The 15,590-nt window shown below is 74.2% G+C and carries 13 protein-coding genes; 5 read left to right on the plus strand and 8 right to left on the minus strand.

Features of this window, described 5'->3' with window-relative positions; all coding sequences use genetic code 11:
• Window positions 1-3: 3 nt before the first annotated feature.
• From ACIBST_RS02550 to ACIBST_RS02565, 4 genes are all read right to left on the minus strand, one after another.
• Entirely contained in the window at window positions 4-1,110 is a 1,107-nt protein-coding gene (locus tag ACIBST_RS02550; RefSeq protein WP_397168434.1) for an AAA family ATPase, read from the minus strand.
• Window positions 1,107-2,582, minus strand: coding sequence for a hypothetical protein (locus tag ACIBST_RS02555; protein ID WP_397168436.1), 1,476 nt, complete (start codon window positions 2,580-2,582; stop codon window positions 1,107-1,109). Before ACIBST_RS02555 ends, ACIBST_RS02550 begins: the two co-directional genes overlap by 4 nt.
• Window positions 2,579-3,571, minus strand: coding sequence for a trypsin-like peptidase domain-containing protein (locus ACIBST_RS02560; protein WP_397168437.1), 993 nt, complete (start codon window positions 3,569-3,571; stop codon window positions 2,579-2,581). The genes ACIBST_RS02555 and ACIBST_RS02560 overlap by 4 nt, the downstream gene beginning before the upstream one ends.
• Window positions 3,572-3,675: 104 nt before the next feature.
• A complete protein-coding gene (locus ACIBST_RS02565) occupies window positions 3,676-4,005 on the minus strand; it encodes a CU044_2847 family protein (protein WP_397168439.1) in 330 nt (109 codons plus the stop codon).
• Window positions 4,006-4,359: 354 nt separating this feature from the next.
• Between ACIBST_RS02565 and ACIBST_RS02570 the strand changes: the two genes are divergently transcribed.
• Window positions 4,360-4,608: a hypothetical protein gene (locus ACIBST_RS02570; protein WP_397168440.1), complete on the plus strand. Its 249-nt coding sequence runs from the start codon at window positions 4,360-4,362 to the stop codon at window positions 4,606-4,608.
• Between the two features lie 42 nt (window positions 4,609-4,650).
• Here the strand turns inward: ACIBST_RS02570 and ACIBST_RS02575 are convergent, their stop codons facing one another.
• Window positions 4,651-5,274: a TetR/AcrR family transcriptional regulator gene (locus ACIBST_RS02575; protein ID WP_397168441.1), complete on the minus strand. Its 624-nt coding sequence runs from the start codon at window positions 5,272-5,274 to the stop codon at window positions 4,651-4,653.
• Window positions 5,275-5,378: 104 nt separating this feature from the next.
• Here ACIBST_RS02575 and ACIBST_RS02580 point away from each other — a divergent pair, with 104 nt between their 5' ends.
• Genes ACIBST_RS02580 through ACIBST_RS02590 form a run of 3 tightly spaced genes read left to right on the plus strand, consistent with a single transcriptional unit; the run spans window position 5,379 to window position 6,932 of the window.
• A complete protein-coding gene (locus ACIBST_RS02580) occupies window positions 5,379-5,828 on the plus strand; it encodes a cupin domain-containing protein (RefSeq protein WP_397168443.1) in 450 nt (149 codons plus the stop codon).
• A 42-nt stretch (window positions 5,829-5,870) separates the two neighbouring features.
• A complete protein-coding gene (locus ACIBST_RS02585; RefSeq protein WP_397168445.1) occupies window positions 5,871-6,290 on the plus strand; it encodes a DUF6294 family protein in 420 nt (139 codons plus the stop codon).
• A 39-nt stretch (window positions 6,291-6,329) separates the two neighbouring features.
• Entirely contained in the window at window positions 6,330-6,932 is a 603-nt protein-coding gene (locus ACIBST_RS02590; RefSeq protein ID WP_397168447.1) for an LGFP repeat-containing protein, read from the plus strand.
• A 489-nt stretch (window positions 6,933-7,421) separates the two neighbouring features.
• Here the strand turns inward: ACIBST_RS02590 and ACIBST_RS02595 are convergent, their stop codons facing one another.
• On the minus strand, window positions 7,422-7,748 hold the full coding sequence (locus tag ACIBST_RS02595) for a hypothetical protein (protein WP_364334628.1): 327 nt from the start codon (window positions 7,746-7,748) through the stop codon (window positions 7,422-7,424).
• 130 nt (window positions 7,749-7,878) lie between these two features.
• Window positions 7,879-9,810 (minus strand): acyltransferase domain-containing protein, encoded by a 1,932-nt coding sequence (locus ACIBST_RS02600; RefSeq protein WP_397168449.1) that lies wholly within the window; start codon window positions 9,808-9,810, stop codon window positions 7,879-7,881.
• A gap of 343 nt (window positions 9,811-10,153) precedes the next feature.
• Between ACIBST_RS02600 and ACIBST_RS02605 the strand changes: the two genes are divergently transcribed.
• Window positions 10,154-10,990 carry an IclR family transcriptional regulator gene (locus tag ACIBST_RS02605; protein ID WP_397168451.1) on the plus strand — a complete coding sequence of 279 codons (837 nt, stop codon included), beginning with the start codon at window positions 10,154-10,156 and terminating at the stop codon, window positions 10,988-10,990.
• 332 nt (window positions 10,991-11,322) lie between these two features.
• Here the strand turns inward: ACIBST_RS02605 and ACIBST_RS02610 are convergent, their stop codons facing one another.
• Entirely contained in the window at window positions 11,323-15,579 is a 4,257-nt protein-coding gene (locus ACIBST_RS02610; RefSeq protein ID WP_397168453.1) for a hypothetical protein, read from the minus strand.
• Window positions 15,580-15,590 lie beyond the last annotated feature (11 nt).

The following is a 15,590-nucleotide window of genomic DNA, read 5'->3' on the forward strand; positions in this document are numbered from 1 at the left end:
ACCTCATTCCCAGGCCCGCCCGTCCAATCGGTGCCATAACGAGTCCGCCATGTGGACGATGTCGTCCTGATTGCCGTCGCGCCGCGAGGTCGCCAGGAAGAGGGCGTTCAGCAGCTGGTCGATGGACAGGCCCCCGCGCTCCCTGCTGCGCTCCAGGAAGCGGGAGATCAGCATGCCGCCCAGCTCGTCGGCCGTCTCCGGCCCGAAGTGCGCCGCGAGCATGCCGGCGAGATCGTCGCGGGTGGGCTCGTGCAGATCGAGCAGCAGGCATCGGCGCAGGAACGCGGGCGGGAACTCGCGTTCGCTGTTGGACGTCATGATGACGATGGGGAACGCCTTGCAGGTGATGCGCCCTCCGGAGATGTCGGCCTCGCCGTCCGGGTCGTCGGTGCGGACGCGCACCGTGGGCTGCCTGCGCCGCGCGCGCAGCAGCTCGGGGATCGCGTACGACCCCTCCTCGAAGACGCTGAGCAGGTCGTTGGCGAGATCGAGGTCGCTCTTGTCCAGCTCGTCGATCAGCAGCACGCGCGGCTCGGCGTAGGGCAGCAGAGCGGTCCCCAGGGGGCCGAGCTGGATGTACTCGCCGATCTCCGGTGGCGGCAGCAGCGCCTGGCCGTTCCCGTCGCGGTCGTCGGCCGTCCCGGCCCGCCAGGCGGCGGTGTCCTGGACGCGGCCGATCGCGTCGTAGGCGTAGAGCCCGCCCTGCAGGGTCGAGCGGCTGGTGATGTGCCAGCGCAGCACCCGGCCGAGGCGCAACTCGCGGCTGATGCGGTAGGCGAGGCTGGACTTCCCGGTGCCGGGCCGCCCGCTGACGAGCAGCGGCCGGCGCAGCAGCAGCGCGGCGTTGACCATCTCGGCCTCGTGCCGGACCGCGTCGGACAGGATGCGTTCGGGCCATCGGGTACCCAGCCGGCGCACGATCTCCGCGTCGTCCTCCGGAGGCGGCTGCAGCACGTCGCCGCCGGCGAAGGTGCGCCAGGGTGGCGGCGGCGGCAGCAGGTCGCCCAGCCGGGTGTCGCGCAGCGGCTCGCCCGTGCCGCGGTAGATCCACCAGCGGGGCCGTACGCCGAGGGCGTCGGCGGCTCCGGAAGGGGTGTCGGGGTGGATCATGCGCCCTCCACCTCTGAAGAGTCGGACGGACCGCCCGCTGCGGAGGCGACCGGCATCCGGGTCGGGTCGTCCCACAGCAGAGCGACGTGCCGGCCGATCAGCGCGTCATCATGCGTTTGCGGCCCATTGGACGCTATCCGTAGCGCCTTGACAAGACTCGGCAGGTCGCGAGTACCCTCACGGTGCTCCAGCAGCGATCTCAGGGCGGCCCGGAACGTCGCGCTGTCTGCCCCGGTCCGCGCCCAGACGATCACGGGGACGCCCACGCGCAGGGCCTCGCCCAGTTCGTCCAGCGCCGGTCCCTCCGCCGCCGGTCTCCCGGTGGCCTCGCCGGGCGGGACGCTGAGCACGACGACGGCGGGCGGCGGGTCGGAGAGCAGGTGGGGGCGGCCGTCCTCGGGAAACCAGTGGACGCGCCCGGCCCGCTCCTCCGAGAACGCCTTCCATCGCCTCATCCACCGGCCGTGCAGGTCGAGCCGCTCCAGCCGCTCCATGCTGCGCACGACGACCTCGTGATCCTCCCCCAGGACGCCGACGGCCCCCTGGAAGGACTCCTTCCTCCACTGCTCCACCTGCAGATGCAGCAGGTCGCGCGGCAACACGAACTCCAGGGCCAGGTCGGACGTGGAACGGTAGGCCAGGTCGGACTCGATCTGCTTGATCAGTGTCCGCACCTCCTTCTCGGCGTGTCTCAGCGCGACGCGGCGGTCCGCGCCGCGGATCTGCCCGCCCGGATGGGTGCGCTGCCAGTGGGACAGGATCGCGTCGCTGCCGTCACCTCGCTCCAGCAGTGGACGGACCCTGATGATGAGGTAGTCCGATGGGCTCCAGACGCTTCCCTTGACGACCGGTTCGTCACCGGCGACCGGCTCGTCACCGAGATGCACATGGGGGTCGTGCTCGGCGGCCCAGTCGAGGATCTCGAGCTGGCAGTCGGCCTCGGCTCTCATCGCCAGCAGGTCGCGCAGCACGTCGAAGCAGGGCAGGGGCGAACCGGGGCGGGCGTTCAACGTGGCCGCGTGCAGGAACACGGTCCAGGGCTCGGTGCACCGCACGGGCGGCAGGGGCAGCCCGCACCGCTGGAGGAACAGGCAGTAGTGGCGATGGAGATCGGGGATCCGCACCCGGTCGAGCAGCGCGAAGAGCTGGTCCCACTCCTCGTTCTCCAGCAGCTCGACCTCCCAGGCGGCGGTGGCCACCCTGAGCCGCCGGATGGCCACGGAACTGCCCTCCCACCGCTCCAGCGCCTCCACCAGCATGGCCAGGCCGGTCGGCTGCTCGGACAGCTCGTTCATCAGCTTGATGATCGCGCCGCGCAGGGGGACGCCGCCCGCGACGTCGAAGCTCGCGCGGGTGCGGTCGGCGCCGAGGCTCTCGGCGATGGCCCGCAGGGTCTCCGCATCCCGTAGACAGCTCACGTCGGCCACCGCGTCGACCAGGTATCGCGGGAGGACTCGCGTGGCCACCCTCATGCGTCCTCCTCCGGTCGGGGGCCGCCGGAACAGCACACCTCGTCGAGCACGCCCAGGGACTTCAGCGCCGAGTCCGACTCGCCGCCCACGTGCAGCACCGCCGCGCGCAGCGCCGCGCAGCCGTCCTGATGGTCGACGCACGCCTGCACGATGGCCTGAAGTTGCTGACGCGGCCACGGGTGCCTGCGGATGTCGCGGCGGATGGCCGCGGGCAGCGCCTCCCTGAGCATGTCGCCCGCGTCGTGATCGATCTGCGGCACCTCAAGCAGCGCGTCGGCGAGGCGGTAGCGGTCCTGCACGGACGGCGGGCGGCACGCGGCGGGGGCGGCGCTCCGGACGGCGGCGGCCAGGGGCGGCCAGAGCCGCACGGCGGCCTCCACGGGCAGCATCCACGCGACCTTGGCGGCCCGGTCGGTGTGCGCGGCGGTGACCAGCCCGATCACCCTTCGAGCAGCGGGATCCCACACCGCGGCACCGCTGAAGCCGCGCTCGACGGCTGGGCCGGTGGGCCGCAGCCCGTCGAGCTGCACCCAGTCGGGGCAGGGGCCGCCGACGCCGGCCAGGACGGCGGTGGCGATCAGCCCCGACATCGTGCCGCGGGGATAGCCGATGATCGCCACCCTGCGTCCGTCGGGAGGGCCGCAGGGCAGCAGCGGCAGGGGGCCGCACCCGGGCGGAAGCGGCGGGTGCCCGGCGCGCAGGGTGAGCGCGGCGAAGTCGCCGTCGCCGCCTAAGGAGAGGCCGGGCGGGGACTCCTGGAGCGGGGGCGGGGGCGACCATGCCTCCGGCGACGACCGGGCGACGGTGGTCCAGCCCCGGCCGTACAGATCGACCGTCACCTCGCCGGGCGGTTCGCCGCCCGCGGCGGCGACCACGTGGGCGCAGGTCACGACGTGCAGACCGGCCGCACCGACCATGGCGAGGACGCCCGCGCCCCAGAGCGCGCCGTCGGGCGACAGCACGCGCACCTGTCCCCGTTCCGGCCCCACGACCCGCCTCCCTGCCCCTCGTCAACACCGTCGGGGGCCGCACGGCGACGCCGCCCCTCGCACCGCCGGTCCGCGCGGCGATCCCGCCTGCCGGATGATCCGCGTCAGCCGGGATCGTCCGGCAGGCGGCGCCAGGTCATGGACACCTTGAGATGGCCTTCGCCCTCACTGTGCGCGATGACGGCGCCCACCTTCGCGTTGAGCCGGACGCCGAATTCGACGTTGACTTCGTCAGGAGGGTGAGGCAAAGCTACAAGCCGATCGAAGGTGGTGCGGGCCAGTCCGCGAATCTGGTCGAGACCGGCTTCCAGGGATCCGGCGGCGGCGGCGATGGACTCGCCCAACCGGGACGCGGCGACGACTCCCGGTTCGTTGTCGTCGATCTCGACGTAAATATCCGCGCCATCCTCGGACTCGAAGCGGATTAACTGCATCAATGCCATCCTCTGCTGCCGCCCGCCACCAAGGATGTCAAAGATACTCCTGCCTCAGGCGTGTCCGTAAGGAGGGAAATGGCGGGAACTACTGATTTGCGCACTTTGGCGGACAGAGTCCCTCGCAGCAGAACCCAGAAGTAACTACAGCACCTTTATGTCCGACTCGCACCAGTTTTATCCATGAATGAGGGTGGTCTCGCTTTTGTTTGCTCTCAGTCCGAACAACCGGTTCAGTCATCGATAGGCGGTATTGCGAGAGCAGGCGTCATGAGTCGATGGTGCGGAGTGTGCCCGGGAAGGGTCCCGTGTCGGTTTTCGTTCAGGAGGTCAAGGTCAGGGCAGTTGCGGGTCATGGACGAACAGGACAAGCTGCCCGAGGACATGCCGCCCGCGGTCGGACGGGTCAACGGGGAGAGCGACACCACCGCCGCGCGGGCGGCGGTCGAAGTCAGGGACACTCCCCGGCCGATCCCCGCCGAGCCGGTCGAGCCACCGCCGGATCCGGAGGAGAAGGTCGCGCAGGAGCGGCGCGAGGTGGCCGAGCAGTCCGGCGAGGACGAGGAACCGGACGTCGAACCGGACGCGGAGCCGACCGACTGATCCCCCTCCACCACCCGCCTGCCGGGACGATCCGCCGGGTCGTCAGGAGGGCAGGAGGGCGTGGGAGAGCTGGTCGGCGCTCCAGCTCTCCCATTGCGCCGGCGTCCAGCCGCACTCGCGGGTCATCACCAGGAACAGGTCCGGTGACAGCAGCCCGACGGTGATGTCGGTGGCCCGGCCGGCGGTCAGGCCGGGCCGTAGGGCGCGCAGGCGGTCGAGGATGGCGACGACCTGCCCGTGGGCGGTGTGCCGCTGCTCGCTGTTGACGGCCCACTGGGCGGCCATGTCGGCGTCCGTGGCCGCCGCGTCGCGGACCACGGCCAGGACGGGAGCGACCCGGCCGAGGATGACGCCGCTCTGGTGCACCCACCCCGTCACGACCTCCCTCGGGTCCCGCGACGCCTGCAAGGCCGCGAACCAGGGACGCTCCAGCAGCGGCACGGGCTCGTCGTCCCCGGCCGAGGCGACGTCGACCACGTGCTTGAGCAGCCCGCTCTTGGTGCCGTAGTGGAAGTACACCGTCTGCACCGAGACCTCGGCCGCGTCGGCGACCTGCTGGAAGGTCGTGCCGGCGTAGCCCCGCACGACGAACAGCCCCTGGGCGGCCCGCACGATCCGGCTTCTGGTCTGGGCCGAGCGCCGCTTGGGGCTCTTGACGTCATCCATCGATTTAGAGTACCACTTTAGAGTAGCACTTTAGAGTGATGCTACAAAGGGTGGTGAGGCATGACGTCCATCGCGATCCGGCTCCACACGCTGCGCAGACGACCATGAGCGCGCTCCATCTGCCCGCCGGCGGCGGCGCCGTCCATCCGTTCCTCGGCACCGCCATGACCGTGAAGGCGGGCGGGGCGGAGACCGGCGACCGGCTCACCGTCATCGAGCAGGAATGCCCGCCGGGCTTCGCCACGCCGCTGCACGTGCACCGGGACGACGACGAGGCGTTCTACGTGCTGTCGGGGACGGCCCGGATGCACTGCGGCGAGCGGTCGTGGCAGGTCACCGCCGGGGCGTTCGTCCTGCTCCCCCGGCGGGTGCCGCACGCCTTCGCCAACGGCCGGGACGCTCCCCTGCGCCTGCTCCAGCTCACCTGGCCCGCCGGCTTCGAGCACTTCGCCGCCGAGGTCGCGGCCGGGGACGTCGATCCCGGCCGCCTCGCCGAGATCGCCGCCCGCCACGGCTACCAGGTCATCGGGCCGCCCCCGGACGACGCCGGCTGACCTCCTGCACACCTCTTCCCCCCAATGCCCCGAGGAGTCCTCATGAAAGGCGTCCGCAAGACCGCCGGCGTGCTCGTGTCCGCCGTCGTCCTGACGCTGTCCGTCACCGCGACGGCCGGCGCGTCCGCCCTGGAGCAGAAGACGTACGTCTGGCGCGGCTACCTCTCGGCGGGCCGCTGCACGATCGAGCCCGGCGCGACCTGGACCCTGTACTCGAACGGCACGGCGCGCCTGGACGCCACCGTCTCCAGCCTCGGCGACGAGGACGCCTGGCTGATGTGGGCGCACCTGAAGGACGGCGCCGGCGCCCTGCTCGGCGACATCCGGGTGTACGGCAGCACCAGCACCAAGTTCGTCAAGAACCTGCACGACCGCAGGACCTATCGCTGGATCGCCAGGGGACAGTTCGACCCCGACCTGTTCGACCTGGTCAAGCGCATGTCGCTGAGCAAGCACTGCTGAGCCCGCGCACGCCCGCCCCCCTTCGACGAGAGGACGCCCATGAGCCGCGCAGCCCCACCATCCCGAACCGGCCCGGCCGCCGCCGCCCTGCTCGCGGCGGCCTTCTGCCTCACCACACCGGCGCCGGCGGCGGCGGCCGGCAGCGCGTGCGACCCGTCGCTGGTGGCGCCGTCCGGCAGTCTCATCGGCGGCCTGTGGCGCTCCAACGGCGGCGAGCGCAGCGTGTACGGCTGCCCCACCACCAAGGAGTACGGATACCCGGACAAGAAGGGCTCCTGGCAACGCTTCACCAACGGCAAGATCGTCTGGTCGCCGAACCTGGGCGACGGCACGCTGGTCCGCGTCTACCAGAAGGGCCAGAACCTCGTCTTCAAGTGGAGCGGCCTCGGCCGTGACTGGGACTTCTTCAACGTCCGCTGGAGCAAGGACGGCGGCCGGGCCACCCAGGTCCGGACGGGCCGCCTGACCGCCTGGAGCGGCCAGTACGTGATGGCCCCCTACGTGCGGGACGGCGTCGGCACCACGACCAACGGCCACGAGGTCAACACGTTCGCCTTCGTCGTCCAGGGCTGCGACAGGGCGACCTTCGGCTCCGACTGCGGCCCCTGGAGCATCCCCACCTCCATCAGCCTGGCCCACTGACCAGGCCCTACGCCGTACGCCCGCCGCGCCGAACAGCGCGGTGGGCGTTCGCGCGGGGCATGGCGTCAGTGGGACAACGACGCGTCCGTGGTGTCGACCTGCTCGCAGTCGGCCATGGCCCGGACGCACAGCGCGAACACGTCCTGCTCCTGCTTGCGGAGCCTGCCGAGCGCCCGCCGGACCTCGCCCAGCCGTTCGGCGTCGTCGATGCGCCCGACCAGTTCCTCGGCGAATGGTCGCGACGCCGAGCAGCCACGGCCGCAGCAGGTAGCCGTCGGGGTCGATCTTCGCCCGTAATCGCCAGGCGTCCAGGAACGTCAACGTTCACGACCGCGTTCGACGGCCCCCTGGAGGAACGGACCGATGCCCGCACGCCGCACGGAGAGGGCATCGGCCGATCCTGACTAGCGCCGGGGACGGCCGGCTTCACCGATGAAGGGCTCCTGACCACGGCCGAGGGCCTTCACCGGCGTCCTGCCGTCTTCCGGTTCAGACGCGGCGCTCGTCGACGCCCACCGCGCCGACGCCCGTGCCGAGCCGGCCGCAGACGCCCTGGGACTGCCCCGAACGACCCGGCGGCAGGTCGACCCAGTCGCCGACGACGTCGGGCGCCCAGCCGCAGGTGACCACGGCCCGGAACCGCCAGGTCTGGCCCGTCGGGTTGCTGCACATCGCGATGCCGAGGTAGTTGTCGTTGTTGTGGACGAAGGTGTCGCAGTCGAGCACCGTGGCGGCCGACGCCGGCGTGGTGAAGCCCAGCGACAGCAGGGCGACGGACCCGGCGACGACCGCCGCGACATGCCTTGTCTTGCGCAATGCCCCTCCTGAACGGATGTTTGCCTGTCACTTACCGTCATGCAGCGTACGCAAAGAGTGGCGGAGGCGGAAGGCGCGGTCTCGTCAGGAGTCGCTTCCCCCGGAGCGTCGGCGGCGGGGAGACGGGGGTTCAGGCCGTGTTGGTCGGCGAGGGCCGCGAGCGCCCGTTCCCCTGCCACGGCTGGTCGCCGAAGGGCGGGGTGAGCTCGTACAGGAGCCGTTGCGGGCCCTGGTAGAAGGCAGCGAGCAGCGGGGGCGCCGCCTCCAGCTCGGCGGCCAGGACGTCGAGCGCGGCGGGCAGGTCGACGTCCGCGGTCGCCACCGCGACGCAGGCACAACCGGCCAGCTCGGCGGCCAGCGGCTGGATCGTCTCCGTGAACAGGCCGGCGATCGGGTGCGGCACCACTTCCTGGCGCAGCGCGTCCAGGACGAGGGCGGCGATGCTGCGGAGGTGCGGGAAGCGTGCCGCGGTGGCGATCATCGCCTCGTGCACCGGTCCGGCGTCGGGGCCGGGACGGGCCACCACCCGCAGGTGCCGGGGCGTCAGGGGGAGCCAGGTCCAGTCGATGGTGTCGGCGTCGGCCACCACCACGTCGTCCCGGTCGTCGGTCAACGCCCGCAACGCCAGGACGTCGGCCCCGCCGCACAGCAGCAGCGTCGCCGGAGGCAACATCCGGTCGACGAGCGGAAAGACCGGCGGCGCAGGCGCAAGCCGCGGCCGCACCCCCTCCCCGACAACCGCACCCCCGCCCATACCGAACCAGCCCGCCACCTGCCCAAGAGGCGCGCCACCCCCCACCGACCGATCTGCCTCCTGCCCGAGAGGCGCACCACCCCCCACCGACCGGCCCGCCACCTGCCCGAGAGCCGCGCCACCGGACGTCCCTGACCGGCCCGTCTCCTGGTCGGCGTCGCCCGGACGGGCCGGGGCTGGCACGAGGCCGGCACCGGCCTGCGGCAACGCGACCCGGTCCGCCGCCGCCCCAAGCTCGCCGAACCCTGCGGGCCCGTCGCGCCACGGCGGTCCGGCCTGGTTGGCGGGCAGGGCTGGGCCGATGTGCGTGGCGCGGTCCGGTGTGGGGGTGGAGCCGTTCGGGGCCGGTACGGGGGCGTTCGGGGCGGCGGCGGCGCGGAGGGGCTCGCCTGGCCGCCAGGGCCCGCCGGCGGCGAGCGGGGATGCGGCGGTGGCGGCGGGGACGATGGCGCGGACCAGCGCGACCGCGTCCTCGCCCGCCCCGCACTCCAGGAAGACCTCCGCGCCGCGGGCGGCCAGCCCCCGGACGGCCTGCTGGAAGTGCACGGTGACGACCATGGCGTCGGCGGTGACGGCGACGGGGTCGTCGTCGGGGGTGAGCAGGCGTCCCAGCGCCGGCGAGAACACCGGCCAGCGCGCCGGAGCCGTCCTGACGCCGGACAGGCGGCCCCTCAGGTCGGCGGCCGCGGCGGCGACGGCGGGCGTGTGGGCGGGGTGCGGGACCTGGAGTGCGGCGCTCGTCCAGCCCAGGTGTCCGGCGATGCGGGCCGCCTGCGGCATCAGCTCGCGCGGCCCCGCCAGTACGCACCGCCGCGGCGCGTCGTCGCAGCCGACCACGAGATGGGGATGGTCGAGCAGCGCGACCAGCCGCCGGGCCTGCACGGCCGAGACGTCGAGGGACAGCATCGTGCCCGGCCAGTCCAGGCCGGTCAGTGCGCGGCTGCGCGCGCAGGCCAGGCGCGCGCCGTCGCCCGCGCTCAGCACCCCGGCGGCGACCAGGGCCCACAGCTCCCCGAGGCCGTGGCCCACCAGCGCGTACGGCTGGAGCCCTTCCCGTACGAGGGTGTCGAAGGTGGCTAACGACACCGCCATCAGGGCCAGGTAGTGGCTCTCGGGGCCGGGCGGGCGGGGGACGTCCGGGGTGAGGAGGTAGGCGCCGAGCGGTGGCGAGCCGTACTCGGCGGCGACGGCGTCGATCTCCCGCAGGAGCTCCGGGACGGCCGGCGTACGGGCGGCCAGGGGCGCCAGCACCCCGGCGGCGGGCATGGCTACGCTGCCCGGGAAGACCGCGACGACTTTGCTGCGCATGTAGTCCCTTCCTGGAGGCGGGGCTTTGCGGCACACGGGAAAGGACCGGCGAAGGGCGCGTCTCGGCGAACTGCTCGCGCCCGTCGCCGGCGTCCGTCCGGCCGAACGACTGATACCGCTCGCACACGATAAGTAGTCGTGTCATCGCGACACGTCACCCTATCGACGGAGAAACTCGCCTATAGCCGTCCGCACGTCTTGCGACCCGGGCCCCGAAGTGTGCACCCGCCTCGCCTCACCACGTGGAGTGATGGGTTAGTCACTTATGGCGGTCGGGATTCTGGGGAGCGCGTCCGTCGTGGTGATACGAACGGGTGGGTCAGTGCGACCCGGGGGGTGCGCGATGGAGATCTGCCCGGAAGAGCTCGGCGGCGGCCACGGTGACGACGTACGCGCCGGGCCCGCCGCCGGGCGCGGGGTGCTGCACGGCGCGTTCGCGGTGCTGGAGGAGCTCGCGCGGGTGGAGGAGGCGGGGCTGACGCAGCTCGCCGTGGCCACCGGCCTGCCCAAGGCGACCGCCCACCGGCTGCTGTGCCGGCTCACCGACCTCGGCCTGGTCCACCGCGAGGACGGCGGCCGCTACCGCATCGGCACGCGGATGTTCCGCTGGGGTCAGCGCTGGTCACCGGCCCAGGTGCTGAGCACGGCCGCCGTGCGACCGCTGCGCCGGCTGGCCGCCGCCGGATGCGCGGTGACCATCGCGGTCAGGGACGGCGACGACGTCATCGTCGTCTCGGGGATCGGCGACCCGGCCGTGGACGAGGTCTTCCGCATGCGTCCCGGCCTGGTGCTGCCGGTGGCCAGCGCCGCCGAGGTCGTGCTGGCGGTGGGCAACCCGGCGTCGGGCCGCCGTCCCGATCCCGGGTGGAGCCTGCCGGAGGGGCACTCCCCCGCCGAGTGGGCACGGCGGGTCGGCGACGCCCGCGAGCGGCGGGTGGCGTTCGACTTCGAGGCGGCCCTGCCGCCCCTGGGATGCGTGGCCGCCCCCGTGCGGGCGCCGACGGGGGCCGTGGTGGCCGCGGCGGCCGTCGTGGTGGTCGGCACGAGCCGGCTGCCCTTGCTGGCCGACGCCGTACGCGAGACCGCGGCGTGCATCAGCGCCAATCTGGCCCGGGTGCCGGGAGCGGGCCGCGCCCTGAGCCTGCTGGCCGCCCCGGAAGGCCCGCCACCCGGCCGGTAGGCCCGCCACCCGGCCGGTAGGCCCGCCACCCGGCCGGTGAGCCCCGGCCGTCCACCGTCCCGAGGCCGTGAGCCGCGCACCGTCCCGAGGCCATGAGCCGCGTACCCGAGGAAGCCGTGACCGGCGGGGGGGGGGGGGGGGGGGGGGGGGGGGGGGGGCGGGGCGCGGGGGGGGGGGGGGGGGGGGGGGGGGGTGTGCGCGCGCGCCCCCCCCCCGCCCCCCCCCCCCCCCCCGCCCCGCCCCGCCCCCCCCCCCCCCCCCCCCCCCCCCGGGCGGCGACGGCCAGGTGTTCCGTCCTGTGAGGTGGGGTCGGGTACGCGGCCGGCGGGTGGCTAGGCGTCGAAGTCGATCACCAGCCGCCCCAGCCGGGCGCGCAGCGGGACGCTGTCCGCGTGCGCGAGCCGCTCGCCCACCGGGATCCGCTCCGGCGCGCCGTCCCCGGCCGCGTCGAGGACGACCGTCTCGTCGGCCGTGCCGGGGGCGATGCGGTAGCGTTCGCGCTCCTCCACCAGGAGGCGGTACTGCCAGACGATGTCCAGCACCGCCGGGGGGATCACCGCCGACCACTGGTAGCCCGTCTGGGCCGTGCCGCAGGTCAGCTCGGCGGTGATCGGCGTGTCCGTCCAGTCGAGCTCTTCGGCGCTGGTGAAGGGCCGCCGCTGGACGGTCGCGGTCACACGGTGGCTCGCCGCGACCCGGGGCAGCCCGGCACCGGCCCGCGCGCCGAGCTCGGTGGCGGCGGCGGGCCCGGCCAGGACGACGCGCAGCCCCCCGCCGGACACCTCCTCGACCGTCAGCGTCCGGCGCGGCACGAGCTGCGCGAACTCGGCCTGCACCACCGGCGACAGCTCCAGCCCGGTCAGCGCGTGCGGCTGGTAGCGGGCCAGGGCCAGGCGCAGGTACGGGAAGCAGGCCGACGCCTGCCCGGCGGCGCCCAGGTCCACGTCCACGTCGGCGGACCACAGGCGCTTGGCCGGGTCGTAGGACGGCTCGTACGCCACGACGGCCCCGGTCAGCTCGCGCCCCTCCCCGGACTCGGCCAGCCGCAGCCCGACGGCGGTGACCGGGCCGGGGAAGTTGCCGGGAGCGGGCGGGGGCAGCACGGTCGCGTCCGACCGGACGGGATCGCTGCCCCACCGGGTCGCCAGCCGGCCGGGCAGCGCGTCGCCCCCGGGCGGGTCGAGGACGACCCCCAGCAACTCGTCGTCGCCGGAGGAGAACCACGGCCGCTCCAGGTGGACCCGGACGCCGGCCCCGTCGCGTACCGACACGAAGCGCCGCTCGCGGCGGTCCTCCTGCCTGCTCCACCGGAAGGTGGGCAGCAGGTACGACGGCTTCGGCGGCTCCGGCCGCCTGCTCGCGGGCACCGGCCAGCCCCGCCCGGACGGCCCGGCGCTCGGCTCGCCGGCGCTGGTGACCAGGCCGGGATCGGCGGTGATCGACGGGTGGAAGTACTCGCGGAACCGGGTGGTGGCGGTCGGCCGGTAGGCGACGTTGCGGTGCAGCGTGTCGCCGAAGTCGTGGCGGACCGGGGTGGCCGAGTGCGGCAGGCGCACCTCCTCGCGGTCGGAGTGGTCCAGCTCCACCCGGCCGACGTGGGCGTGCTCCCTGATCCGGCGCGGGGCCGGTTCGGCGAGGTCGTCGATCCAGCGCGTCCAGGTGGCGTCGATGTCGACGTGCCCGGTGCTGCGGGGGTGCGCGCGCAGGGTGCCGTGCAGGTCGGCGAAGGTCTGCTCGGGGTCGCGGGCGAAGTCCAGCCCGGCGAGCGCGGGCGGCGACAGCGGGCGTTCCACGGCGTGCACGAGACGCAGCTCCGTGTACGGGGTGAGCAGCCAGTTCAGCCCGGCGACGGTCTCCTCGGCGATCAGCTCGCGCTCGGCGTCGGTCAGGTCGCGCCAGAAGTCCGAGACGAGCAGGCGCTGCCAGACGGGCAGCAGGGCGAGGTCGGCCGCGGTGAGCCGGCAGCTGAGCCGTACGGTCGCCATCTCGGCCTTGGGCAGGTGGACGGTGAGCCGGCGCGGGACGTCCTGCCAGCGTGGCGGCCCGTCCCCCTCCTCGATCCGCAGCGTGAACGGCGCGGCGTCCGGCCAGACGTCGTGGAAGCCGTCGTAGAAGGAGACGGGGTGGATGGGCGGCGCGCCCGGCAGGCCGTACAGCGTGACGCCCCTGGCCAGGACGTCGGGCAGGTACGGCAGGATCAGCTCGGCGGCGGTGTGCACGACGAACTCGCCCCGCTTCAGCCCGGCGCCGCGCGGCACGGGGAGCTGGGTGACCGGCTCGGGGTCGGCGGCGTCGTGCTTGGCGACCGCGATCTCGCCGAAGAACAGCAGGTCGCGGGTGCGGCGCGGGTCGTCGGCGCAGCTGACCACGGTGTCGAGGAACGTGCCGGCCTCGCGGGCGGCGGCCGTGAAGAACCGGCTGCGCACCTCCTGCGGCCGGTCGCCGCCGATGGCGTCGTCGAACCGGCCGTGCCGCTCGGCCATCTGCAGCGACGTCTTGGGCGGGGCGACGAACCGCTCGTCGTAGTAGACGTACCGGCGGCTCAGGCCGTCGGCGGCGGGCGGGTGGTCGGTGTGGCCGGGGACGTCCTGCCGGTCGAGGGCCCACTCCCAGGCGGGCACGTCCCGTCCGGCGGCCGTGACGGTGCTCCGGATGACCAGGCACTGGCTGGACTCGCCCTCGTTGAACGGCTTGCGCTCGACGATCACGGGCGGCGGCACCGGCTCCCACCGCGAGTACGTGATCGCCCGCGACACCGCCGACGCGGGCGCCTCGGCCTCCGGGTCGAGGGCGTTGCCCGCCAGGTCCACGACGCGGGCCCGCAGCCGGTAGGTGCGCCCGTACCGGAGCGCCGGCAGCGAGCCGGGCACCGGCGTGAACTTGGTGTCGAGCGGGAAGTTCGCGTCCACCTCCGGATCGGCGACGACCGGCCGGCCGAACCTGTCCAGCGTGCGGCCGGGCAGCGGGGCGGCCAGGCTCCAGCCGTCCCAGCCGAACAGCGCCTGGTGCACGTACAGCTCGTCGGCCCTGGTGGCGTCGCGGGTGACGGCGCTCGCCCGGACCGCGCCCTCGTCGTCGGCGATCCCCTCGATCCAGTACGGCGGCTGCCCGCCGCGGCGGATGAGGTAGGAGCCGCGGCGGCGGCACAGGGAGAGCCAGCCGGTGACGGCGCCGTCCGGGCCGACGATCCCGGCGTCCACGCGGAACCCGCGGACCAGGTGCCCGGCGTGCAGCTCGGGCACCGCGTCGTCCGATCCCCGCTGGTGGGCGGCGTCGTCGCCGATCTGGGCGGCCAGCCAGGCGTCGCGTCCGCGGTGGAAGACGGTGAGCCCGGCGCCCTGGAGCGCCGTCGTGCCGGCGCCCGAAGGCTGGGCGCTCGGCCGGCCGCTCGGCCCGCTCAGGCCGTGCATGCGCTCGATCAGCGCGGTGAAGTCGGCGGCCTTGATGGCCGCGCCGTCGATGTCGGCGTCGGTGACCGTCCAGTCGTCGCCGCCGAGGCCGAGCCAGCCGCCCTGGACGGGGTGACCGGGCGGCGACGCGGCGGTGAAACGCTGCTCCGGGGCGAAGTCGTAGAGCGTCCACGGCCGCAGCCGGTCGATGTCGAACGGCGGGGGCACGTCCTCGAACGCCACCCGGAGCCGTCCGGCGGCGGCGAGCCCCGCAGGCACGGGGACGACGAGGTCGAGGACGAGCCCGAGCCGGCGGCACAGCTCCGGATAGTCGGCCAGGAAGCCGCAGACGCCGTGGAACTCGACCTCGGGCGGCTCCGGCCGGGGCCGGACGGCTTCCGCGTCCGCCGGGCCGCCGCCGTCGCCGGGGGGTTTGGGCCGGTCGCAGAACCTGACGGCCTCGGCCAGCGCGAACCGCGTCTCGTCGCCCCGGTAGGCCGCGCTCGTCCGGTCGAGGGTGGCCGGGCCCGGCTCGGCGGCGGAGCGGACGCCACCGCCGATCATGCCGTCGATGGCCCGGTAGGCGGCCTGGGGGTCGCCGCTGAACCTGCTCATCTCGCCGACCCCCGGGAGTTCGCGGACCAGACCGGTGTACGGCTGACGCCAGGGCCGACGCGGGCGGCCGTCCCCGAGGGCGGCCTCGCCGCTTCCCGGAGGCGTGAGGCGGTCGCTGATCACGGCTTGGCCGATCTGGTCGTACAGCGTGGCGATGCGCTCGTGGACCAGGGCCGCGGGGAACGAGCGCAGCACCCGCACGCCCGGCGAGCCCGCCGTGACCGCCGCGCCGAGGGCGCCGGCGGCGGCCAGGGAGCGCGACCGGACCGGCGAGGCGGCCGGGAAGAGTCTCCCCCACAGGTCGGAGTCGGGGGCCGGGGAGCGCGGGTCGGGGCGCGGGACGACCGCTGCGTGCCCGTCCCACACGATCCGCAGGGCCGGCAGCACCGTCTCGCGCAGCGTCCGCGGCCAGTCGGCGAACTCCGCGACGTCGTCGAGCCGGCCGCGCGGCGCCTCCAGCCGGGGCCCGACGGCGACCGACAGCCGCACCTCGCCCGGCCCGGCCGCCCCGGCCGGCAACGCCGTCCACAGAACCTTGAACCTGCCCATGCGCTCCCCCGTACTCTGTCCGGTCCGTTCGCTCATGTCAGACCACC

Origin of the sequence: Nonomuraea sp. NPDC049684 (assembly GCF_044465345.1) — a bacterium.
Lineage (GTDB): Bacteria > Actinomycetota > Actinomycetes > Streptosporangiales > Streptosporangiaceae > Nonomuraea.